The sequence below is a fragment of the Sphingobacterium sp. MYb382 genome, from assembly GCF_037572665.1.
In the GTDB taxonomy this organism is placed as follows: domain Bacteria; phylum Bacteroidota; class Bacteroidia; order Sphingobacteriales; family Sphingobacteriaceae; genus Sphingobacterium.
In genome coordinates this window covers 44660-66346 of sequence record NZ_JBBGZT010000010.1, presented here as the reverse complement: position 1 = coordinate 66346, position 21687 = coordinate 44660, and the positions used below count along the sequence as shown (strand labels likewise).

Below are 21687 nucleotides of genomic sequence, written 5' to 3'. Positions count from 1 at the left end.
CTTTGAAAAGACAGCTTTTTAGGTTAAGAAAAATTTGGTTGACCTTTAATAGCTGGTTCTTTTTCGGATTCCTCTTTTACGGGCTTTATCACAGGAATATCCGCGGCACGCAACCAATAGAATACTTGTCCGCCATGCACGACTCGTTTGGTTACGTCATTTTTCTGCGTCGCTAAATGCGAGGCTAATATTTTATAGCTTTCAAAATAGGTGCGTATTTGTTCCTTTGTAGCCTGCTTTCGTAATTCATATAGCGTACAGCCCATCCACTCGTTGTCTTCAAATAAATACCCCGTATGGATGGCATTAACTTGGGCTAAAATCAGCTTACGATAGAGAATATGAAGCGCTGGCTTCTCACGAGCAGTATTATGCTGATACACTAGCAAGGCATAATCTTTCAGTGCTCTTTTCTGTTTAAACGTACTGTGCTTAAAAACTCCAGTATGCACCATCGTGTAGAAAGCAATCAACTGATCATATTCTTCTTCATTCAGTAAAACGCCTTTTTCAACAGCGACACTATCGGTACTATGAAGCTTAGCGTTCAACAAAAAGGAAGTATTATTATGCAATAAATCGGCAGCCATTGATGGAGGAACAATGTTTTGATTAACCTGGATAAGACTATGATATGCCGTTTGGATAGTCGTATTGCCAAGACCAATATTAGAGTTGAAATATTTCATTAATCCTTCATCGATATGTTGGTTATCATGGGTAATTTGAACAATCAAACTATCGATTGTAGTTTTTAAGATAGAGACAGGCATCGCATCTCCTTTTTTAGGAAAAACAACATAGCCTTGTGTCATACTCTTTTTAGGGTAATCCAAAAAATAAACACCCGATGTATTTTCTGTTAAATTGAAATTATTGTGAAGCAGCAGATTTTCTTGACTCACGATTTTTTCCTTTTTGAGCTCTACAATGTTTGCGGCACTATTCATAACAGCGCGCTGAGCAAGCAATACATAATCATTGTAATAGTCTGATGACTTCGATTGAGTCTGAAAAAAGATCAACTTTGCACGTGCTCTTGTTAAGGCATTCGTCACGCTAGCCGATTGATTAGCGAAATTGGCCGTTGTACCAATCACGATAATAACATTAGCCTCATCCTTTTTGTCAATCAACAGTCGTGAAGCCGCTAGAACTCCGCTATCTACAGGTTGATCAATGCTATTATCTCCGCAAGACATATCCACCATTCTTTTTTCAAAAAAGTCAGTAACAGTCCTAAAATCTGCAGTCAGCGGAACGGATAAGTCTTGAACACGACAGTTATTATTTTTATAAACAACACCTCCAAACTGAACTGATGTATAATAAGGCAATTGCAGCATATTCAGCTGTAGCTCCTGCAACATAGACTTCACCGCAGGAATGTACAAGGCATTATTCTGGCTAAGATCAACGACAAAAACAATATTTAGTTTTCGATTGGCGGCTAATATTTCTTTGTATCTATCGTAAAACAGCTCATGCCCCAATACATTGTAAATTTTGTTCTTGCTATAATCGAAAGGATTCACAAAAAACTTAGTAGGGCGTGGTTTATTAGCGAAAGAACACATGGATATCGGATATATATTCTCCATACCCATTCTTGCACGCATGTCTATAGTCTCTCCTAGTGTATCGCCAACAAAAAGAAGCTTCGTTTGATCTGAAGGACTTACTACTTTTACGGCAGAACGCTGACCGTACATAGAGACGACTTCTTTACTTACCCATCCAGAAACAGCAGTAGCTACGCTATCGTAGGTAAAAAAGGGCTTGCTCCCAATTAAAAGTCGCTGCTTATCTTCCGATTGTTTGTACACATAAATAAGACTACCTACTTGTACTTTCGAGACGGCGACATTCAAGTCTGGCCCATCATACAGAAGGATAGAGTCTTTATCGAGATATTTTTCAGGATGTTCAAAAACAGCCTCATTGTTTACCACAACTGCAGCTTTAACGACAAAATTGTTCGCTGTTGCTTTCAATGCTGCAGTCCACATCAAGAGGTTTTCTTCTGGCACCCATCCTTTCACGTTCAATTTCTTTTTGCGCGGGCGCCTTCCATTTTTCACAACATCAGGCTTATACTCGGCCACTTCAAGAAAACCGTTCTTCTTATTCAACACAAGTAACGGTGATAAAAAATTTAAAACACCTACAGGGTTATTAAAACTTTCTGTATTAGCGCGGGACGCTATTTTATTCTTACTTTGATCAGAGAACACAATCAAAGGTTGTCTTTGGATGGAAAACCCATCGTCCACAAGGGTGCTATCCAGCTCATCGTAGAATGAAGGCATGGGGCTTTTCATCACCTCACGCGTAGCACAACCGGCCAAAATAAAAAGGCCGACTACGTTAAAAAATATAATTTTGTTAATTTTTTGCATAGCTGTACTTTTTACTCCCCTTGGATAATATCTACTTTAATCACGCAATCCATCGTTTCGTCAAAGCTTACCTTAACGCTTTGAATAACCCTATTTCTATCAAATTGCAAACCCGCACAGTAATAGTAAAAGGTATTTATCTTGTTGTTATTCACTTTCACAGGGGCATTTTCACCCTTGCACAGGTATTTATTTAACAGGTAATTATAGTTTTGATTAAAATTGGAGCCATTCGCTATTTGCTGCAAATGAATCTTAAAATCATTATCTATTTTTTTGTATATATCGTCCACAGAAAGAGAGTCATCCAACACCTTAAAAGAAGGTAGAATTTTCACACGATGCGTAATCGGATAGGCCGTCTCGTCTGTATATAGGCTTACGGTATAATCACCAGGCTTTTGATAGGCATAAATCACCATTTGCTCTTTAGAGTCGATAGTTCCACTTTCGCCAAACTTCCAACTGTAGAGTTTAGCATTGATGGAATTAGCGCGGAACACGATATTTTCAAACTGCATCGCTTGGATTGGTGCTTCAATCGTGGTAATAGAGTCTGTGATACTACCTTTCGGGCTGTCCAGCACTTGGATAGAAAATACCTTGTTATATTTCCCGTTGAGCGTTAACTTAATTTGGTAATAGCCGGGGTGTTTAAAAAAATAGTAACCACTATCGTTCACCGAGACATTGCCGTCCCCAAAATTCCACTCTTTAATTGCCGAAAAAGAGGACTTATCTGTGTAAAACAAGGTATCGCCCACGGTGAGTGTCGTTGGATAAACGTCTGCTTGAATATCGGCCACAGTATGAAAAAAATTCTTCTGCAACCACAATCCGAGCAACACCAAAACCAATAGCATTCCCACCACGAGAAGCATTATCTTGAAGGTATTCGTCTTTGTATATTCGTGTTTATTGCTTTCCATTGGTTATTTCATTTACTGGCTACTTCTTGAAAGTATAGCATTCTGTTTTTGAGAAAGTTGCTGTTCTTTGTCCTTAAAGCCAATTGAACATTCTTCAAATTGTAGCTGAAAAAGAACAATATTTTCGGCCTTTTTAGCGGCTATCTTCTTATCATCGAAATACATGCGATAAAACTGGGCTATCTGCAAATATCCCTCCCTCCGCGTATCATATACATTAACATTCTCGAAACAATTAGCCACGTTATTGATACTATTTTTGATATCGTTTTCCGCAAATGGCTGTGGCGTTTCATGCTTTAGTACATTTATCTTTTTATAGGAAGTCTCCAGCAGAGGAGCAACGAGAGTCTGCTGTACAGAGAATTTGTTTTTTTGAGATAGCATCTGCACCTCCAAAACATCATTGCCCGAAAAGGGAGAACTAAAAGATCGAAGAATAATAACGCCAAACACAAGAATGGCCAATGTTAGCATCGCTAGTAAATAGCAAAACTGATAACGCCTTTCGCGCTGCGATAAAGATGTTTGTATCTGCATATCTTTGATTATTCTGAGCGAAATCCGCGGGTAGGATCTTTGGATAGCTCGGTTTTAACTTTGGTTATTTTCCCCATACACTCGGTCAAATCTCGTAGGGCGAGACGCTCACGATCGGAGATGACAATAATTTCATTCTTCAGCCCAACGATGGAGTCCAATTGATTCAACAGCGATGAGTAATGCTTAAAGTCAGTAATACTGTCGACGCCAATAATTTCCCGTGTTTGCTGAATATTTTGAGATATATAGTTCCCCAAGAAAACATCATTCTTCACCCTTCCTGTGTTCAGCAATGACATCTGGTAGTAGATAGTGTCAATCTTCGCTTTTAACACTTGCTGCTTGTTAAGGATTTCCTTGTACGAAATAACATCGATTTGTATGCTATTTCTTTGTTCAGCATAGCTCTTAAAAAACAGATAAACAGATAGAAAACTGAACAGGGAAAGAACAGCAAAATGGAATAAAAACCTAAAAAAGCTTTTCCCTTTACTTGACCCATTTTTTTTAATTGGTATATTTTTCATCGTTAACTAAAGTTATTTCTCTTGGATTTACACTAAAACATCTTTTGATTATATTTACCAAAATTAATTCACTACAAAAGGAAATAAATATGCTAAATGCTATACAAAAGGTTCATTTCTCTATTGCAGAATCAGACTATTACTTCAAAGAAATTTTAGTCAACACACTACTTACAAATCCTTTCTATAAACTGGTAAAAAACTGCAATAACGGACATGAATTAGCTAGCCAACTCTACTCAAAACAAGAAACCGTCTTCTTAATAGATCTCTACATGCCCATACTAAGTGGTATCGAAGTGATAAAAATAATTCGTCAATCAGGAAGTAACACACCGATAGTTACTTATTCCTCCACTTATCAAAACGATATATTTTCCTTACTGAAATCACTTCCTAATGTATATTACTGTGAAAAGAAAAGTATTGTAATCCTTGACGTCTTAAAAAACTGTGTTTTAAGCTCTTTAAAAAATTACGACACCTATCTTCAAGAATGGCAAGCACAACCCGATGTTGTGCGCCAATACATGGAACGCAAACAAAAAGGCTGGTATTCACCATCGCTTGTCGAAATTCAGCTTATGAAACTATGCTATGAAGGGTTGAGTAATAAAGAAATGGGTCAACACCTAAATTTAAGTACAAGAACAATTGAGACCTATATAAAAAGGCTTACTCAAAAGCTCGGATTAAGAAACAAAATTGATCTTATACGCTTTTCTGTTGAACAAGGTTATTACAATTCAAGCACCTAGAAAAAACACTTTTATCAAATACGATTTTGTACGTTTAAGTTGTTTACAAATATTTGAATAAAGCTAAATTTCATAAAACATTTCACTACCAAAGGAAATAAATAACAATGATTAAAAAAAAGATGTAGATCACTAAATGTTTAAAAAAACTAGAATCCCTGTAGATAGAGTTCTTAAATAGTTGATATTTTTTTGTTGAAAATTGGGGAATTACGACAAAAAAAATAGTGCTTAGGATGGTCCTTTACAATAACAAAAAAACAAGATATTAAACCATTTACAAAAAGCCACAAAATTAACTAATAGTTATTTTAAATTAAAAAACCGCACTCAGTAACCTATAATACTATCGACATAATTAACTAAAAGCACACCCTCAATTTTTAAACAGAAGTATTAATCGATTCTCCCATCGTTTTCTCAAACAATGAAATACGATTAAATTTAAATTGACATCTATTTTTATTTTACGATGGTTTTCACCTCAGAAATTTAGAAGAAAAATAATTTCTTTTTTGTAATATATTGGTGTAATTCGGTAACAAAAGCTCTTTTTATCTCTTATTTCCACCCTATAAACAGCATTTATTATCGGTTTTTCAACCAACTCAGGAATAAATAATAATAATTTTCACAATAAAGAAGATAAAAGTAGTCTGGCTAAAGCCTAAAAAGCTGGTGAAATCAACAATAAAAAATGGAATAGCCTTAAAATTAAAAAGTAATTAATCACGAAAATTTAATTTATCGGACCTTAGCAAAGAACATATTACATAAAAAAAAGCCTCAAAACAGTTATCCTGTTAGAGGCTTAGCAACATTATTTTTTGGAATATCAGACTAATTCCACTCGTTCAATCGGTCGCTCACAAAGTCGACCCATTTATGCTCACCGATTGATTTGTCGAGGTAGAAATCAGGATGAATACCCATATCGTCAACTTCCATTTCAGGGATGCGCAACGACCTAGAAATACAATATTCAAATACAAAATCACCCATAGGGCTAGTTGCTTCAATCATGTTAGACACGTCGAGTGCTCCACCAGTCTTACGCCCAAAAAGCTTAACCTTTCGGCTTTGCTTAGCAAGCAGTAGGAATTGTTCGGTAGTGCTAAAATTATTTTCATGAACGATGACACCAATATTTTGTGGATAGGGCAAAACCTTTCCATTCTTAGCTTCCACAACCGTCTTCCCGTAGATATTCACAAACTCGCCCACGTGTTTATTCAACAAACTTTGAATAGCTTGGTAGGATTCTTTTTCTTCATCATCCGTATCCGGATTATTGATGAGTGTATTCCATATTTCATTATTTCTCGGAGTAGAAAGAACCTCCATCAGCACCGTACGCGTAGCCCCTGAATAGAGATAAGGCACCAACTTAGCGAAATTATTATCTTGACCTCCTTGACAGTCACGCAAGTCAATAATCAAGTTTGGCGTAGATTTAATGACATCATCTAGGCTTGTTAATAAGCTATCGATAGCTTTTTTATTAAAGCTAAAAGATGGTATACGTACATAAACAGTTTTCTCATTTCGCTTATAACCAAAGGTTTCTCCGGAATTTTTCAAGCGAAAAAATTCATCTTCATTACTTTTTAAATGGGACTCGGGAAATACACGCTTAAGGGTAAGCTCATTTACGGTTAGCAAATTGTCATCCAAATAATTTACCTTTTCGATCGGCACTGGTCGGTAGGTAGACATGTAACGGGTCCCTTCTTTTAGATTTTCACCGAGGCTAAAAAGTATAGTCCCTTTTTTCCAAGTACCGCTATCCTCTACCAAACTTGCGACAAAATGGTTATTTATTTTCTGAACAGCAAAGGTATTACCACCTGTCTCCCAAAGGCCAACTAAACTTCTAGTCGGCAGCAGCGCTACTTGATCTTTAAACAGAGCGAGGTCTATTTCATTAGCTATGCTAATCGGACTATAAAGTTGCGCTTTATGTTGTTTATCAAGCGTAGCTTTAGTTTTGGTAAGCCTGAAATGGTCCGTCCTAAAAAAACGCAACCAATCTTCTAAGGCTTTTTTACAGTCATCATAATCACGAATTTTGGAAACTCGATTTTCGATACTCTTGCTATGGTAGTTGTAAGCATCAATTCCTTTTTTACGTAAGACCTCTGGAAAACCGGCATCATTTTCGGCAAAGGTCTTCTTCATCCACTGATAATTTTTCTTACAGTCACAGTCTTGCGCCATAGCAAATTTTGCAAGCAACAAGACAAAAAGCAATGTTAGTTTACTCTTTAGCATTATTTGGTTGGTTATTATCGTTAGTCTTTAGCTCGTAGAATAGACTTTCAAGCTAATCGCCAAATATACAATTTCGATAAATTACCTCCCGCTGAAATAGCTTGTTTTTTTTAAAAATGTAAAAGGGGAAATATTTCCCCTTTATATAACGCAAGATATCCTAAAATCATCGTATTAATGATTTTTTGATGCTACTACGTTTCTTATTTAGCTGTTGCTAACTTTCGTCCTGTCAAATAAGATAGCACCAATATGGCAAAAATCACCAAAGGAACGATACGCGCAGAAACCGGATCGCCCGCAGCACTATGCGCAATAGTAGCAGATATAAAACTGATTGACAAGCCGATATAAGCAGCATCTTTTGCTAAACGAAATGGAACCCAAAGTGCAAAAGCTGCTAATAACTTCGCAATAGCCAATTCAATGCGAAAATAATCAGGAAACCCTAGATGCTGAAAAGCGCCTTTCATATCGGGATTAGTTAAGTAGGCATAGGCCGAAAAAAGCATGAGCACGGATAATAATCCGGTAGTGATGTAATAGGTTATTTTTGTTGTTTTCATTGTATAGTATCATTTTTTCTACTGCGCAAATCTACCTATATTAGCTAATAAAATATTAGTAGTATACAAAAGGTTAGTAGTAACTTTTGGGTTAGTAACACATATAAAATGAATATATCAGACGAAACTTTAGCCTACCCAAGCGCACAGTGTAAAGGGCATTTATCTGCTGTTGAGGATGCTTTGTACGTAATTGGAGGAAAATGGAAACTGAAAATAATGACTGCCGTTCTGAGTGGGCATATCCGCTTTAATGAACTACAGCGAACCATCGTTGGCATATCAGCACGCGTGCTTTCAAACGAGCTCAAGCAACTAGAGCTCAACGGACTTGTGGAGCGAGTTGTGCAAGCCGATAAAACGCCTGTCATCATCGAATACCGACCTACAACCTATGCAGCAAGCTTAGGAGAAGTACTTGTAGCGCTGTCCAATTGGGGCACAAATCACAAACAGAAAATCAAAGCTAAAGGATAAAGAACTAATGAGCTATTTGCCAAAGCGACAATATAGAGACAGGTTGGCGGTATGCTGTATACAGTACAATTTTAAGGTATACCACCATAAAACTATGGCCAGGGAGCAGTAACCAAAAGGTCGAAAGCACAAAAGCTATACACATTGCTAAAAAGCTGACGTAACATTTTTGTTAGAAGTACATTTAATCTATTCTTTAATAGCGATATCAATAGGCTTTTAGCTATCAAAAAAAAGATAGCATAAGCATACGTATATTTATAGTCTAAAAAACAACTCCTCTGCCCAACAACTTTTTATTAAAAGCCATCAAAACAATGCTTAATAAGCATAAAATCGAATCACTAACACACAAAAACTTTATAAAACTTCAGTCTATAGTTTTAGCAAAAAGATAGAATACTTTAGCTATTCAGCTAAAGTAGTAATCCAGTAGATACAATCACCCTAATAGCGAGCGCCGCAATAGCAAGACGTAGATAACATATTTTTTTATATATTAGAGAACCTAAAACCTAATTAAAAAATAAATTTTCTATGATCAAAAAGTTTACCACTGTATTTACAGCATTTGCAATTGTGCTGACATTATGCAGTTTTAACACCCCCACCCCGTCTCTTGAAAACGCACAAGATACCAAGGCCGCAAGTAAAATTGTCTACGACAAGAAGAAAAGTAGCATAACATTATCATGGCCAGCCTTCGGCACGTCGGGAAATTATGTAATCACGAGAGGTGGCAGCCGTTTAGCAACCAACTTTGTTGCAGTAGGTTCTACGTCAAAATTAACGTTGACAGACACAAAACCGAATAAAAATAAATACGAAAATTATTATAAAATTACGCGTAACGATATAACTATTATCGTATCCCTAGAGAACCAAATTTTTGGCGAGCACATGTATTTCTACGACAGGAAACATGAGCAAGCAGGGACAGCTCGCGAGGATATCAACGCACAGTTTAGTAGTATCGGTCGTGGTGGAGCAAATGGCGAATGGACGACAAAACGTCAAGCCTATTACTTCAAGCCCAACGTGGATGGACAAACCTACGATGCTGGTGGCTCTGGTTCTGCATCATCAGCAACAGCCAACTCCATAGAATTAGGGTTCTACTCCCATATTGGTGGTTTAGGAAAAACACCTGCCGATGTTAAAATAGGTTCTTTATTCACAAGACCACACCTTTCCGGTGGCGCTAATGCTACGTGTACCTTCTGGCGTTCGGTAGAGAATGTCGCTATCATGCGCGATTTCGCTTGGACTGTTTCGCAGTCAACAAGTGCACGACGCATGTTAATAGAAAGCACCTCTAAGTATATCTCTGATGTTGGAGACACCAACTTTTGGGGTAGCGGAGGCTTTATTGCCGATGCGCATTACACAACAAACAGACCGAACTGGGCCGGACAGCAACAGTGGTACACCAGAAATGCAGTATTCCCTGCAGGAAACGGTGCCATGGGTGGTTCGTACAATATGGTGTGGCAGGGTGTTGTAAATCCGCCGAAAGCGGATGACACCAATGCGCCTATCGCAACAACGCCTATTATCCGAGAGAAACCTTTTCTTTTCATCGACAGTGATGGTGAATACAAAGTTTTTGTTCCTGCATGGCAAAAAGATAGAGTCGGTGTCTCATGGACTGCTACGGATATGGGGAAAGGTGAAATTCAAGATGTCCTAACCCAGTGGTATGTTGCTAAAGAGAGCGATACGGATGTTGAAATTAATAACGCACTAAAAGCGGGTAAAAATATATTCTTCACGCCTGGTCATTATTCGCTGAACGCTCCTATTCAGGTAAACCGTAAAAATGCTATCCTTCTTGGTGCCGGTATTGCTTCGGTAACTTTAGAGCCTACGGCAAAAAATACCTGGGGATGTGTTTTCGCTGATGACAAAGACGGAATTATCATTGCAGGCTTGCTGATGGACTCTTTCAACAGCACCACGTATCAAATCAGAATTGGAAATGAAGGATCTAGCGCTGACCATGCTGCAAATCCTATCCTATTGAGCGATATTACTTGTCGTGTTGGTGGTGTACAACCAAACAATGTGCAAATACATGCTTCGATGGAGATAAATAGCAACAATGTGGTAGGTGACCACTTCTGGTTGTGGCGTGCTGATCATGGCTCACAGCGTGGTGGCGATGCACGTTGGACTAGAGACCGTTGTAAAAACGGACTTATCGTGACGGGCGATGATGTGACGCTTTATGCTCTGTTTGCAGAACACTACCAAGAATATGAAGTTTTATGGTTAGGCGAGCGCGGAAGAACATTCTTCTTTCAGAATGAGCCTCCATACGATGCCCCTAATCAGGCTGCTTGGAGCAGCCAAGGCGGTCGTGTAGACGGTTATGCTGCTTTTAAAGTAGCAAACACAGTGAAAGAACACCACAGTATCGGATTAGGCTCCTATGCTGTTTTCACGGGTACTGACGGCAATGTGAATAAGAAAAATGGCTTTGAAGCGCCAAATAGCCCTAAGGTGAAGCTTGACAAAATGTGTATCACACGCTTTGCGGGTCCAGGGAATATCTTAAATGTAATTAATGGTATTGGTGGCAGCACCGCAACGGGTGTTAAACGTGTTGCATTATACAACAATGCGACGGGTACGCAACCTTTCGATGAGGTATTTGATTTACCAAACGCACAATCCTACCCTGCGTATATCGCGATGGATAAATAGAAAATTTTCTTTTATAATTAACTGACTTAAAACGCTGAAGAATAATCTTCAGCGTTTTTTTGATTAGAGAATTAGGATTATTTACCCATATTTTTCTTATAGAAGAGATAGTTTACCAATACCTAATAGAATATGCCGATAAATACCCATCGACTTCTTTAGCTGCTACAATTTCCTACAAAGAGTAAATTACATGTTTGATTTTCGCATCATTGTATTTGATTTTTACATTTTTCTAATTTCTTATACCGCTACCTTTGCAGAAAATAAATTGTCATGGAATTAAAAGACGCCAAAGTAATTATTACAGGTGGCACAAGTGGTATAGGTTATGCGGCAGCGAGCGCACTTAAACAACAAGGGGCAGAGGTTCTTATTTGCGGTACGAATGAAAATAAGGTCAATAAAGTTACCAAGGAACTTGGTGTATATGGAATTAAAGCAGATGTTACAGAAGAAAAAGAAGTAATTGCATTATTTGAATATGCAAAAGAAAAGATGGGCACGATAAATGTGCTGATTAATAACGCGGGAATAGGAAAATTCACACCCCTAATTTCCACTACTGCAACTGATTTTCAAAGGGTTTGGGAAGTAAATGTAAAAGGTTTTTTCCTTGCCGGTAGAGAAGCTGCAAAATATTTTATAGAATCCCAAAATGGTAACATTATCAACATCGGTTCTACAGCCGCGTTACGTGGATATGCTAACGGTTCCTCTTATGTAGCGAGTAAATTTGCCGTTTCGGGATTAACAGAATGTTGGCGCGCAGAATTGAGACCTTATAATGTACGTGTTATGCAGATAAACCCGAGTGAGGTTATTACCGAGTTTCTATTGAAAGAAGGTTTGGAAGTTAAAAATGAAACGCAGAAACTTAAACCAACTGAGATTGCGCACGTAATTGTAAATATGCTCACTATGCGTAATATTGGATTTATCCCCGACGCTTCAGTATGGGCAACAAATCCTTGGTAAAACATAAAAAATACTATGGAAAGATCAGAACAAGAACAACATTTTTTCGAAGATCAATTAATCTGGATGCCCGATCATCTGAAAAGAGAGGTTGGTCAGTTTAATGTTTTCCCTCTTTTTAGCACACCTACGAATAAGGTAAACTGCCAACCCTACAACAGAAAAGGATTTTATAAAATAAGCTTATTAAAAGGACGGACAAAATTTTCATATGCCGATAAAAGCCTTGAGTTTAATGATACAGCACTGCTTTTTTCAAATCCAAACATTCCCTATGCTTGGGAACTATTAGATGAAGAACAGACAGGTTATTATTGCGTGTTTACAGAAGGATTTTTTAACCATTTTGGTAATATAAATGATTACCCGGTATTTAAACCAGGAAATATCCCTCTATTTGAGTTAAATACTGAGCAGGAAGAACAAATAGCCGTCATTTTTAAGAAAATGATTACAGAAATTGAATCAGATTATTTTTACAAATATGATGCAATACGCGCATTAGTTTTTGAGCTTATACACTTAGGATTAAAACTAAATCCTACGCAAAGTAATGCGGCAGACGATTCAAATGCTTCCTTAAGAATTACGTCACTTTTTACCGAATTGTTAGAGCGACAATTTCCAATAGAATCTCCAAATCAACAAATTAAACTTAGACATCCAATAGAGTTTGCAGATTACCTTTCAGTACACGTTAATCATTTAAATCGTTCATTAAAGAAGATAACAGGAAAAACAACGACACAGCTCATAAATGATCGTATTATGCTTGAAGCACGTAGCTTACTGCAACATACGGATTGGAATATTTCTGAAATATCTTGGTGTCTAGGCTTTGAGGAGCTCCCTCATTTTATTAATTTCTTTAAAAAAGCAGAAGATGCCACACCTAAGAATTACCGTAACAACCGGATTTAATTAATTCGTGTAAGTCTTCCAGGTTTGCGCCAGGGTAGCGACAAATATTTTTCTTGTAATACGATAGAGTTACAAATACAAAAGGAGCTTGGATGAACACAAGCTCCTTTTGTATTTGTAATATCCCTTATCTACCTCTTCTCACAAATCTGAATATCCTTAAAGTACCTCCTATTAATCCAGAAGAAAACACCACATAAATCAATTCAATAGTAAGATTGTTTGAAATTCGCATTTTTTGGTTTCATCAGTGCATCTACCCCCTTTGATTTGCTATCTATCTTTGTTTCAACAAAAAGAAACAAAAATGGAACAAGTGAATATAAACGAAAAAGTAGTTGTTATAACGGGCGCTAGTAGTGGTATTGGTGAAGCTATTGCTCGACTCCTTTCAGCCTTGGGTGCACGCGTAGTTTTAGGAGCGCGAAGAACAGATAAACTCCATACTATTACGACAGAAATAATCAATGCTGGTGGACATGCTGCTTACAAGCAATTAGATGTTACCAATCCGGAAAGTGTACAATCATTTGCTGCTTTTGCGATAGATCAGTTTGACCAAATAGATGTATGGATTAACAACGCCGGTCTTATGCCTTTGTCCATGATTAATGAATACAAAGTTAATGAATGGAATCAAATGATTGATGTGAATATCAAAGGTGTATTACATGGAATTGCCGCTGCATTACCAATTTTTGAAGCTAAAGATCAAGGTCAATTTATTAATATCACTTCCGTAGCAGACCGCTGGGTTGGTCCAACATCAACTGTTTATAGTGGAACTAAGTTTGCTGTTCGCGCTATTTCAGATGGTCTTCGTCAAGAGGTAAGCAACAATATCAGAGTAACCTTAGTGGCTCCAGGAGCAACGGAATCTGAACTCGCAGAAACAATTTCTAACCCTGAACTAAAGAAACTTGCTATCGAAAAATTCCGTATTGATCTATTACCTGCAGCTGCCATTGCAAGAGCCGTCGCCTTTGCTATAAATCAACCAGCAGATGTCGATGTCAACGAAATCGTCGTGAGACCGACCGCACAAAAATCATTTTAACCATGGAAATTCAGGATTATACGGGCATGTGGGCCACCGCCGATGGCTATATCAGGCAGAAACTGTTAGTCGATGGAAGATACGATGAAGCGCGTGGCAAAAGAAAAAGCGCTTATACAGGACGTTACACAATTACAGGAAAACACATCGATTACTGGGATGATAGTGGCTTTACGGCTGATGGAGAATTTATCGATAATAATATCCTTAAGCATGGTGGGTATATTTTTTATAAAGAAAACACAAAAAACTAAACATGAAACAATACAAAAAACTACTGGAACCTCTTCAATTAACAAAAGGTATCCAAATTAAAAATAGAATTGTCATGGCTCCCATGACCACTTGGGCGGGGAATGATGATTTCACCGTTTCTGACGAAGAAGTAGAATGGTATAAAGAACGTGTAAAAGGTGTGGGCCTAGTTATTACTGGTTGTACACATGTCTCGCCTGAAGGAATTGGATTCACACATGAATTTGCCGCCTATGATGATCGTTTTACACCTAGTCTCAAAAAATTGGCAGACGTTGCTAAGAGTGGTGGGGCACCAGCAATCCTTCAGGTTTTTCATGCTGGCAATAAAACGGTAACAGACTTAAGTCCCAACAAAGCTATCGTAAGTGCTAGTGCTATAAAATCTGAAACGACACCATTCACTCCTGCAGAACTATTAACGCCCCGTGCATTGGAGGAAAATGAAATCTGGGATATTATTAGCGCCTTTGGTGAGACAACACGTAGAGCCATTGAAGCTGGTTTTGACGGTATTGAAATTCATGGTGCTCATGGCTTTTTGAATCAAAACTTCTTGTCTCCATTATTCAACCAGCGTAAAGACAAATGGGGTGGTTCCTTAGAAAATAGATTACGTTTTTCTACCGAAATGGTACGCGAGGTAAGACGTGTAATTGCACTATATGCAAATCGTCCTTTCGCACTAGGCTTCCGTATATCTCCAGAAGAGCTACCTAAAGAAGGTTTAAGATTACCAGACAGTCTAGCCTTAGTTGATCGATTAATCAATGAACAAGTTGATTACCTACACTTCTCTTTGTTCCAAGTATTAACACAAAAACCATTAGATAGCAACAACGATAAAAAAATTACGGAGGTATTAACATCTTACATAAATAATCGTGTTCCAGTCATCGCAGCAGGACAAGTAACAACACCTACAGAAGCCGATGAAGCGCTAAGCTTAGGTCTAGATATGGTCGCCATCGGCCGAAGTATGGTCGTGAATCCAAAATGGGCTCAATATGCAAACGAAGGTAATGAAGAGAATATCACCATGATATTAAATACGGAATTAGCGGATGAAAAGAAAATCCCTGAAAAGCTTATGGCAATTGTGCATTACGCTAAAGGGTGGATTAAAACTGAAAAAGACACACATCAGGTATCCTAACTCATTTTTAAAACGCTAAAGAATAGCGTACAAAAACATGTAAATACGCAGCCAAATGAAAACAACAGTATCCCTTGAAGGAAAAACTATTATAGTGACTGGTGCCGCTAATGGTATTGGTCGCGCTGAAGCCGAATTACTAGCCCTTTCAGGCGCAAATGTAGTATTCACTGATCTTGACGATAAAGAAGGCAAAGAAGTCATAAAACCATTTGGTAAGAAGGCGGTTTACTTACATCACGACGTTACAAAGCCATCGGATTGGAAAAATGTTATTGACAGTACAATCAATCTATTTGGTCAATTAGACGGACTCGTAAATAATGCAGGTATTTATTTGCCAGGATCCATTGAAGAAGTTACGGAAGATGATATAGATAAGCAAATCAATGTTAATCAAAAAGGAACATTCTGGGGCATTCAATATGCTGCGGAAGTAATGAAAAAATCAGGTGGTTCTATTGTTAATACCTCATCAATCTGTGGTATTAAAGGCCTTGCAGGATGTATCATCTATAATTCAACGAAGTGGGCTATTCGAGGTATAACAAAAACGGCAGCTAGTGAACTAGGAAAATATAAAATTAGAGTTAATGCTGTATTACCTGGTTTTGTAGAGACAAAAATCATTGCCGTGAACACTCCAGAGATGAACCAACAGGCAGCCCGAGATGCAGCACTAGGTCGTTTAGGACAACCCGAGGATATTGCTCATATCGTAAAATATTTACTTTCTGACGAGAGCTCTTTTGTGACAGGTAGCGACTTTCTGATTGATGGAGGATGGACACTATAAAGTGTTATATAAATTCACTAAAAACTATAAATCCAATAAATATGAAATACAATTATGTAGGAAACACTGGTCTAATGGTATCAGAACTTTGTTTTGGGACCATGACATTCGGTGGTCAAAATGCAGGAGTTTGGGATAGTATAGGACAGCTGCAACAAAAAGAAGTCAATGAAATAATGAAATCGGTTATTGAATCAGGCATCAATTTCATTGACACAGCCAATGTATATTCTTTTGGCCAATCGGAACAATTGCTAGGTCAATCACTTAAAGACCTTGCGATTGCCAGAGATCAAGTAGTTATTGCCACTAAGGTAATGGGTATTATGGATGAAAGCCCAAATGGACGTGGCCTTTCACGCTACCATATCTTCAATGCTGTGGAAGCCAGTTTGAAACGTCTTCAATTAGAGCATATTGACATCCTATACGTACATGGCGTAGATTTAAAAACAGATCTTGAAGAGACAGTACGCAGCCTTAACGATATTATTGAAACAGGTAAAGTACGCTATATCGCCATTTGTAACTGGCCTGCTTGGATGGTTGCCAAAGCACAAGCTATCGCTCATTACAATGGTTGGCATAAATTTATTGGTCTCCAATACCATTATGCAGCAGTAACTCGCGATATAGAACATGAATTGGTGCCGTTAGCACAAGATCAAAATCTAGCTATCTTCCCATGGAGTCCCTTGGCAGGCGGTTTCCTATCTGGAAAATTCACCAGAAATGAAACCAGTGAAGGTTCACGAAGAGCAAGCTTTGACTTCCCTCCGATCAATAAAGAGAAAGCCTATGATCTTGTTGACACTATGAAAAAAATTGGCCAGCAGTATGATGCAAGCGTTGCCCAGGTAGCCTTAGCATGGGTAAGACAACAACCAGCGGTAACAAGCACGATTATAGGGGCTAAATCCATTCATCAGGTAAAAGATAATATCCAATCGATAAATATTCAGCTATCTGCAGAGGACTTGATGAAAATCGATACCATTAGCCCATTACCACTTCAATACCCAGGATGGATGGTAAAATTCCAATCTGGATATAGATACTAATCTTGGACACTTGCTCTTGTACTATACAAATAGATATTATAAAAATGCATTGTTAAATTAAAAAAGCATAAAATGAAAAAACAAAAAGTATGGTTAATAACCGGCGCTTCCCGTGGATTCGGGTTGGAGATTGTCAAAGCTGCACTAGCAGCTGGTGACCAAGTAACAGCAACCGTACGCAGTAATCAAGAAAAATTACAAAGTCAATTCAATACAAACAATCTTTTTGTAACCACCTTAGATGTTACTGATGAGAAACAAACGGAAGAGGTAGCTCTTTCAGCCATCCAAAAATTTGGACGTATCGATGTATTGGTAAACAATGCAGGATCTGGTTTATTAAGCGCTGTGGAAGAAGCTAGTGATGCCGAAGTAAGAGCTAACTACGATGCAAATGTATTTGGCTTATTAAATGTAACACGTGCTGTACTCCCCTACATGCGTAATAAACGTAAAGGACATATTATCAACCTTTCTTCTGTGGGTGGATTAACAGGAATTATTGGGTGGGGACTATATGGGTCTACCAAGTTTGCCGTTGAGGGCATCACCGAAGCCATGGCACTTGAATTGGCACCACTAGGTATTTTTGCCACAGCTGTAGAACCAGGCTTTTTCCGTACCGACTTTCTAGACCCTTCCTCCTTAGCACGAACGGCTAATATCATTGACGACTACAGTGATACTGTTGGTGACATGCGCAACTACGCGACAGCAGTAAATAAGAAACAACCGGGTAGTGCTGAAAAATTGGCCTTAGCTATTCTTAAAATAGCAGATGCAGAAAAACCACCTGTCCACTTGCCATTGGGTAAAGATACATTACAACTTTTCAAAGAAAAGATGGATCGCTTTCATACGGATATTCAAACATGGCACGAGGTAATTACTGGTACCGACCATGATGATGTTGACGAATAATTATTTACTATAAAAATGAAAAATAATAACTGGTGGAATAACATTATTCCCTTCTTAATAATCACATTTATGACAACTATACATACAGCTTTCTCGCAAGAAAATCATACTGAAAGGGTAACAATGTTGGTTACCTTCCACCTAAAGGCTGAACAAAAAGATGCTTTTAAAAAAGCACTTAAGGCCGATAAAGATGGTGCTTTAAAAGAAAAAGGTAATATCTCTATGGTTCTTTATGAGCAGAAAGATAAACCTAATACCTTGTACCTATTCGAAAGATGGGAGAATCAAACAGCACTGGATGAACATTTCACTTATGCATATGCAAAAGATGTATTAGCGTTAAATGAAACGGCATTAACAGCTCCTATGGAGATTCTTTATCTGAATGACATCGCTCCACTTCCTAAAAATGAAATTAAGCATCCTCAAGCGAGCGATACATCTGTAGACCTTGTTGTGCTCTTTAAAGTAAAAGATGGTATGCAACAAACCTTTATAAAACAGTTTGAAAAATCAATTGTAAAAAGTAGACCCGAAGCAGGAAACATCGAATTTTTCTTTCATACAGTACCTGGCGATAACACAAAATTTGTCTTGTACGAACGATGGAGAAATCAAACAGCCCTTGATTTTCACTTCGCACAACCCTATACAATAGAATTATTTGACGTATTCAAAGCTGCTCTTGAAGAGCCTATAGAGAACTATTTGAATTTTATAACTGAAGTAAAACAAACATATAATGAGTAAAATATGGTACGTAACTGGGGCTTCTAAAGGACTAGGTCTAGCCTTAGTTAAAAAATTAATAGCAAGCGGACATAAAGTAGCCGCTACATCAAGATCGCGCATCGCATTAGAAAAAGCAGTAGGACTATCATTGGGAGAAAATTTCCTACCATTGGAAGTTGACCTCACAAATCCAACATCCGTTTCGGCATCTATCAAAGAAACCTACGATACATTTGGTAAACTTGATATCGTTGTCAATAATGCTGGATATGGCATTGCTGGGACCCTGGAAGAACTTAGCGATGCTGAAATAATCGAAAGCTTTGATGTCAATCTATATGGGATAGTTCATGTTATTAAAACTGTCTTGCCGTACTTCCGTGCGAAAAAAGCAGGCTATATTATGAACATATCGTCTATGTTTGGCTTCTACTCAGGATACGGCTGGTCCGTATATTCATCAACAAAATTTGCTGTAACAGGGCTTTCTGAAGGACTAGCTAGAGACCTAGCTCCATTAGGTATTAAAGTAACAACTATCGCTCCAGGAGGCTTTCGCACAAACTTTTTGGGTGATTCTGCCGTTTTTCCATCAGGCACTCCTATTGAAGATTATAACGGGATACACCAAGCTCATGAGGAGATTGTGGCAACCTTAGCAGGCAAACAACCTGGTAATCCAGAAAAAGCAGCGGAAGTAATAATCAAATTGGCAGACCATCCTAATCCTCCGGTACACCTATCTCTCGGAAGCGATTCCTATCGTCTTGCTAAAGAAAAAATAAACACTTTCCAAGCAGAACTAGAAGAATGGAAAGATGTTAGCTTCTCAACAGATTTTGAAGACTAAAAATCACTATGGTTAATAACCAATTCATATTCGTGGAAAACAATTTTCCACGAATATTTTCAATACCTCCATCATCGCTATATTACTACAAGCGATTTCCTTTAATAAGTGATACGTTCAATCGGATTATTTCTATTTTTATTTCTTTCTCGCTGGCTTCTATCATATTTTTCATAAGCTTCTGCCGGTAGCTGAATACCCGGATTCTGTAAGATAAACGAAGGCTTTTCTTTCACCTTTTCTTCAAATTCGCGAAGTTCTCTTTCGGTGATATTTCTATAATCGGCAATCTTAGAAAACTGGTAATCATAGGTATGACCTAGATTTAAAGCAGAAACCGCCAAAAAGTGATAATGCTGCTGATCATCATAAATTTCGAGAATCACTCCCGGTAAGCTCTTAAATTTATAGGGCCCGTCTGAAGCAGGAATCTTATCCGTAAAAAAAGCAATGTATTTACGTCCTTTAAATGTTGTAGACGCTGCACGACAACTATATCCTATTATTTCTTTGGTATCGTCCAACAACTGCCACACAAAATCGACTGGCTCTTCATCTATAACAAAGTTAAACGTAGTATAATCATGGTAAGACCGCAGGTCGTTCGTAGCGCTATTTTTCACTATAGTATACTTAAACTGGGTTTTAGCCACTTGCAATAGATTGGTTGGGTTTGCGGAAATAAGGATCGAATCTTTGATATGCGTAGATTCACTACGAAAGACAGATTGCTCTTTCGAAAAATCGAGCAAGAAGAATTCAGTTTCTATATGTTTAGCATCTATGGAGTCTGGCTGATAATCTAAGCGATAGACAATTCTCGATGCAAGATTTGTAGCTATCTGCGCATGTGCACAGCAAGACCAAAGTAAGAATAAGACCAGTAAATTTTTAAATTTCATATTTCTAAAATTCATCTTTGCCCATACACAATATCGCGACCTTCAACGCTACCAACAAATTTCACACGAAGTGAAAATAATATGTAAAACTTTTACAACTCACTGCGCATCCGCCTAAACTAAGCGTTTATCTTTTATAAGCCTATCAAATACATCCAATACACCGACCACCTGAGCAGGTTCTAATTTATACATATCATAGTCGAAAAACTTCACTGCACCAATCTCATTACTCGGTTGAATTTCCTCATGCAACTCATAGATGAAACAATCTTGCTCCATTATGATATGCGTGTTTTCACCATAGGCCGGAGCCGTTATGTGGCAATAGAACTCAAGCGAATTTCTATAAAGAACAACATTAAGCTCCTCCTCTATTTCTCTTATTAATGCGGTCACAGCGTCTTCACCATGATCGACCTTGCCTCCAGGAAGGTACCATGCTTTTTTGTTATTACTAAAGGCTAACAGTAATTTATTCTCTTTAACCACAACTAAACCAGCAGTCGCTAGACCTATCTTTTCCTTCATTTCAATTCCTTATTTTTCAGCATTTCCCCCAAAAGCTCGTTTTCAGCAACACAGCCCTTTGTACTGTATTTCTTTAACAGCTCTACAAAATACTATAAATTCTAGAATAATATTAGCTGGTCTACACGATAATCTCCATTATTTCAAGGAAGGTTAACCATTCTTCAGCCGGCATATCGAGCCAAGCATAGAGGAAGATCTAGCGACCGATAATATACATAAGCTAACCTAGAGGGATATTTTAGTTCTTTACCCAACAGCCAAATTTAGGGAGCTTGCATAGAAAAGGCGTTACCTAATATTAGATAACGCCTTTTCTTCATGTTTTCATAAATAATAAATCTATTT

21 protein-coding genes are annotated in these 21687 nt (G+C 37.9%); 13 read left to right on the top strand and 8 right to left on the bottom strand.

The genetic code is table 11. The features are described 5' to 3' along the window. Positions 1-23 precede the first annotated feature (23 nt). Genes tssR through tssO form a run of 4 tightly spaced genes read right to left on the bottom strand, consistent with a single transcriptional unit; the run spans position 24 to position 4398 of the window. A complete protein-coding gene (gene tssR / locus WH223_RS03795; protein WP_340046199.1) occupies positions 24-2399 on the bottom strand; it encodes a type VI secretion system protein TssR domain-containing protein in 2376 nt (791 codons plus the stop codon). 11 nt (positions 2400-2410) lie between these two features. After that, on the bottom strand, positions 2411-3328 hold the full coding sequence (locus WH223_RS03790; protein ID WP_340046198.1) for a PKD domain-containing protein: 918 nt from the start codon (positions 3326-3328) through the stop codon (positions 2411-2413). Positions 3329-3340: 12 nt separating this feature from the next. Beyond that, positions 3341-3868, bottom strand: coding sequence for a type VI secretion system transmembrane protein TssO (locus tag WH223_RS03785; RefSeq protein WP_340046197.1), 528 nt, complete (start codon positions 3866-3868; stop codon positions 3341-3343). A gap of 8 nt (positions 3869-3876) precedes the next feature. Next, on the bottom strand, positions 3877-4398 hold the full coding sequence (gene tssO, locus WH223_RS03780) for a type VI secretion system TssO (RefSeq protein ID WP_340046196.1): 522 nt from the start codon (positions 4396-4398) through the stop codon (positions 3877-3879). Between the two features lie 89 nt (positions 4399-4487). Between tssO and WH223_RS03775 the strand changes: the two genes are divergently transcribed. Beyond that, positions 4488-5156 carry a response regulator transcription factor gene (locus WH223_RS03775; protein ID WP_340046195.1) on the top strand — a complete coding sequence of 223 codons (669 nt, stop codon included), beginning with the start codon at positions 4488-4490 and terminating at the stop codon, positions 5154-5156. A gap of 840 nt (positions 5157-5996) precedes the next feature. Here WH223_RS03775 and WH223_RS03770 read toward each other — a convergent pair. Then, positions 5997-7427, bottom strand: a complete 1431-nt coding sequence (locus WH223_RS03770) for a S41 family peptidase (protein WP_340046194.1) — start codon at positions 7425-7427, stop codon at positions 5997-5999. Positions 7428-7630: 203 nt separating this feature from the next. Then, complete coding sequence (locus WH223_RS03765) at positions 7631-7993, bottom strand: DoxX family protein (protein ID WP_340046193.1); 363 nt, start codon at positions 7991-7993, stop codon at positions 7631-7633. Positions 7994-8101: 108 nt separating this feature from the next. On the opposite strand from WH223_RS03765, the gene WH223_RS03760 reads away from it, so the two are divergent. The 12 genes from WH223_RS03760 to WH223_RS03705 all read left to right on the top strand — a co-directional run bounded on the left by WH223_RS03760 (position 8102) and on the right by WH223_RS03705 (position 19906). After that, positions 8102-8470, top strand: a complete 369-nt coding sequence (locus tag WH223_RS03760) for a winged helix-turn-helix transcriptional regulator (RefSeq protein ID WP_340046192.1) — start codon at positions 8102-8104, stop codon at positions 8468-8470. Positions 8471-9007: 537 nt separating this feature from the next. Further along, complete coding sequence (locus tag WH223_RS03755) at positions 9008-11176, top strand: hypothetical protein (protein WP_340046191.1); 2169 nt, start codon at positions 9008-9010, stop codon at positions 11174-11176. 276 nt (positions 11177-11452) lie between these two features. After that, positions 11453-12154, top strand: a complete 702-nt coding sequence (locus WH223_RS03750; RefSeq protein ID WP_340046190.1) for an SDR family oxidoreductase — start codon at positions 11453-11455, stop codon at positions 12152-12154. A gap of 15 nt (positions 12155-12169) precedes the next feature. Further along, a complete protein-coding gene (locus WH223_RS03745; protein WP_340046189.1) occupies positions 12170-13075 on the top strand; it encodes a helix-turn-helix domain-containing protein in 906 nt (301 codons plus the stop codon). A 307-nt stretch (positions 13076-13382) separates the two neighbouring features. Next, a complete protein-coding gene (locus WH223_RS03740; protein WP_340046188.1) occupies positions 13383-14132 on the top strand; it encodes an SDR family oxidoreductase in 750 nt (249 codons plus the stop codon). A 2-nt stretch (positions 14133-14134) separates the two neighbouring features. Further along, complete coding sequence (locus WH223_RS03735; protein ID WP_340046187.1) at positions 14135-14386, top strand: Atu4866 domain-containing protein; 252 nt, start codon at positions 14135-14137, stop codon at positions 14384-14386. A 2-nt stretch (positions 14387-14388) separates the two neighbouring features. Continuing rightward, positions 14389-15543 carry an NADH-dependent flavin oxidoreductase gene (locus tag WH223_RS03730; protein WP_340046186.1) on the top strand — a complete coding sequence of 385 codons (1155 nt, stop codon included), beginning with the start codon at positions 14389-14391 and terminating at the stop codon, positions 15541-15543. A 55-nt stretch (positions 15544-15598) separates the two neighbouring features. After that, positions 15599-16339, top strand: a complete 741-nt coding sequence (locus tag WH223_RS03725) for an SDR family NAD(P)-dependent oxidoreductase (RefSeq protein ID WP_340046185.1) — start codon at positions 15599-15601, stop codon at positions 16337-16339. Positions 16340-16413: 74 nt separating this feature from the next. Next, the gene (locus tag WH223_RS03720) at positions 16414-17400 is read left to right on the top strand and encodes an aldo/keto reductase (protein ID WP_340046184.1); all 987 of its coding nucleotides are present in this window, start codon (positions 16414-16416) and stop codon (positions 17398-17400) included. 72 nt (positions 17401-17472) lie between these two features. Next, positions 17473-18321, top strand: coding sequence for an oxidoreductase (locus WH223_RS03715; RefSeq protein ID WP_340046183.1), 849 nt, complete (start codon positions 17473-17475; stop codon positions 18319-18321). Positions 18322-18336: 15 nt separating this feature from the next. After that, positions 18337-19074: a putative quinol monooxygenase gene (locus tag WH223_RS03710; RefSeq protein ID WP_340046182.1), complete on the top strand. Its 738-nt coding sequence runs from the start codon at positions 18337-18339 to the stop codon at positions 19072-19074. Continuing rightward, on the top strand, positions 19067-19906 hold the full coding sequence (locus WH223_RS03705; RefSeq protein WP_340046181.1) for an SDR family NAD(P)-dependent oxidoreductase: 840 nt from the start codon (positions 19067-19069) through the stop codon (positions 19904-19906). The genes WH223_RS03710 and WH223_RS03705 overlap by 8 nt, the downstream gene beginning before the upstream one ends. A 101-nt stretch (positions 19907-20007) precedes the next feature. On the opposite strand, the gene WH223_RS03700 is transcribed toward WH223_RS03705, so the two are convergent. After that, the gene (locus WH223_RS03700; RefSeq protein WP_340046180.1) at positions 20008-20808 is read right to left on the bottom strand and encodes a GLPGLI family protein; all 801 of its coding nucleotides are present in this window, start codon (positions 20806-20808) and stop codon (positions 20008-20010) included. A 114-nt stretch (positions 20809-20922) separates the two neighbouring features. Next, positions 20923-21339 (bottom strand): NUDIX hydrolase, encoded by a 417-nt coding sequence (locus WH223_RS03695; protein WP_340046179.1) that lies wholly within the window; start codon positions 21337-21339, stop codon positions 20923-20925. Positions 21340-21687: the final 348 nt, after the last annotated feature.

Coding starts and splice junctions, on each gene's coding strand:
- tssR (WP_340046199.1), bottom strand. CDS start 2,399: ATGCAAAAAATTAACAAAATTATATTTTTTAACGTAGTCGGCCTTTTT.
- WH223_RS03790 (WP_340046198.1), bottom strand. CDS start 3,328: ATGGAAAGCAATAAACACGAATATACAAAGACGAATACCTTCAAGATA.
- WH223_RS03785 (WP_340046197.1), bottom strand. CDS start 3,868: ATGCAGATACAAACATCTTTATCGCAGCGCGAAAGGCGTTATCAGTTT.
- tssO (WP_340046196.1), bottom strand. CDS start 4,398: ATGAAAAATATACCAATTAAAAAAAATGGGTCAAGTAAAGGGAAAAGC.
- WH223_RS03775 (WP_340046195.1), top strand. CDS start 4,488: ATGCTAAATGCTATACAAAAGGTTCATTTCTCTATTGCAGAATCAGAC.
- WH223_RS03770 (WP_340046194.1), bottom strand. CDS start 7,427: ATGCTAAAGAGTAAACTAACATTGCTTTTTGTCTTGTTGCTTGCAAAA.
- WH223_RS03765 (WP_340046193.1), bottom strand. CDS start 7,993: ATGAAAACAACAAAAATAACCTATTACATCACTACCGGATTATTATCC.
- WH223_RS03760 (WP_340046192.1), top strand. CDS start 8,102: ATGAATATATCAGACGAAACTTTAGCCTACCCAAGCGCACAGTGTAAA.
- WH223_RS03755 (WP_340046191.1), top strand. CDS start 9,008: ATGATCAAAAAGTTTACCACTGTATTTACAGCATTTGCAATTGTGCTG.
- WH223_RS03750 (WP_340046190.1), top strand. CDS start 11,453: ATGGAATTAAAAGACGCCAAAGTAATTATTACAGGTGGCACAAGTGGT.
- WH223_RS03745 (WP_340046189.1), top strand. CDS start 12,170: ATGGAAAGATCAGAACAAGAACAACATTTTTTCGAAGATCAATTAATC.
- WH223_RS03740 (WP_340046188.1), top strand. CDS start 13,383: ATGGAACAAGTGAATATAAACGAAAAAGTAGTTGTTATAACGGGCGCT.
- WH223_RS03735 (WP_340046187.1), top strand. CDS start 14,135: ATGGAAATTCAGGATTATACGGGCATGTGGGCCACCGCCGATGGCTAT.
- WH223_RS03730 (WP_340046186.1), top strand. CDS start 14,389: ATGAAACAATACAAAAAACTACTGGAACCTCTTCAATTAACAAAAGGT.
- WH223_RS03725 (WP_340046185.1), top strand. CDS start 15,599: ATGAAAACAACAGTATCCCTTGAAGGAAAAACTATTATAGTGACTGGT.
- WH223_RS03720 (WP_340046184.1), top strand. CDS start 16,414: ATGGTATCAGAACTTTGTTTTGGGACCATGACATTCGGTGGTCAAAAT.
- WH223_RS03715 (WP_340046183.1), top strand. CDS start 17,473: ATGAAAAAACAAAAAGTATGGTTAATAACCGGCGCTTCCCGTGGATTC.
- WH223_RS03710 (WP_340046182.1), top strand. CDS start 18,337: ATGAAAAATAATAACTGGTGGAATAACATTATTCCCTTCTTAATAATC.
- WH223_RS03705 (WP_340046181.1), top strand. CDS start 19,067: ATGAGTAAAATATGGTACGTAACTGGGGCTTCTAAAGGACTAGGTCTA.
- WH223_RS03700 (WP_340046180.1), bottom strand. CDS start 20,808: ATGAAATTTAAAAATTTACTGGTCTTATTCTTACTTTGGTCTTGCTGT.
- WH223_RS03695 (WP_340046179.1), bottom strand. CDS start 21,339: ATGAAGGAAAAGATAGGTCTAGCGACTGCTGGTTTAGTTGTGGTTAAA.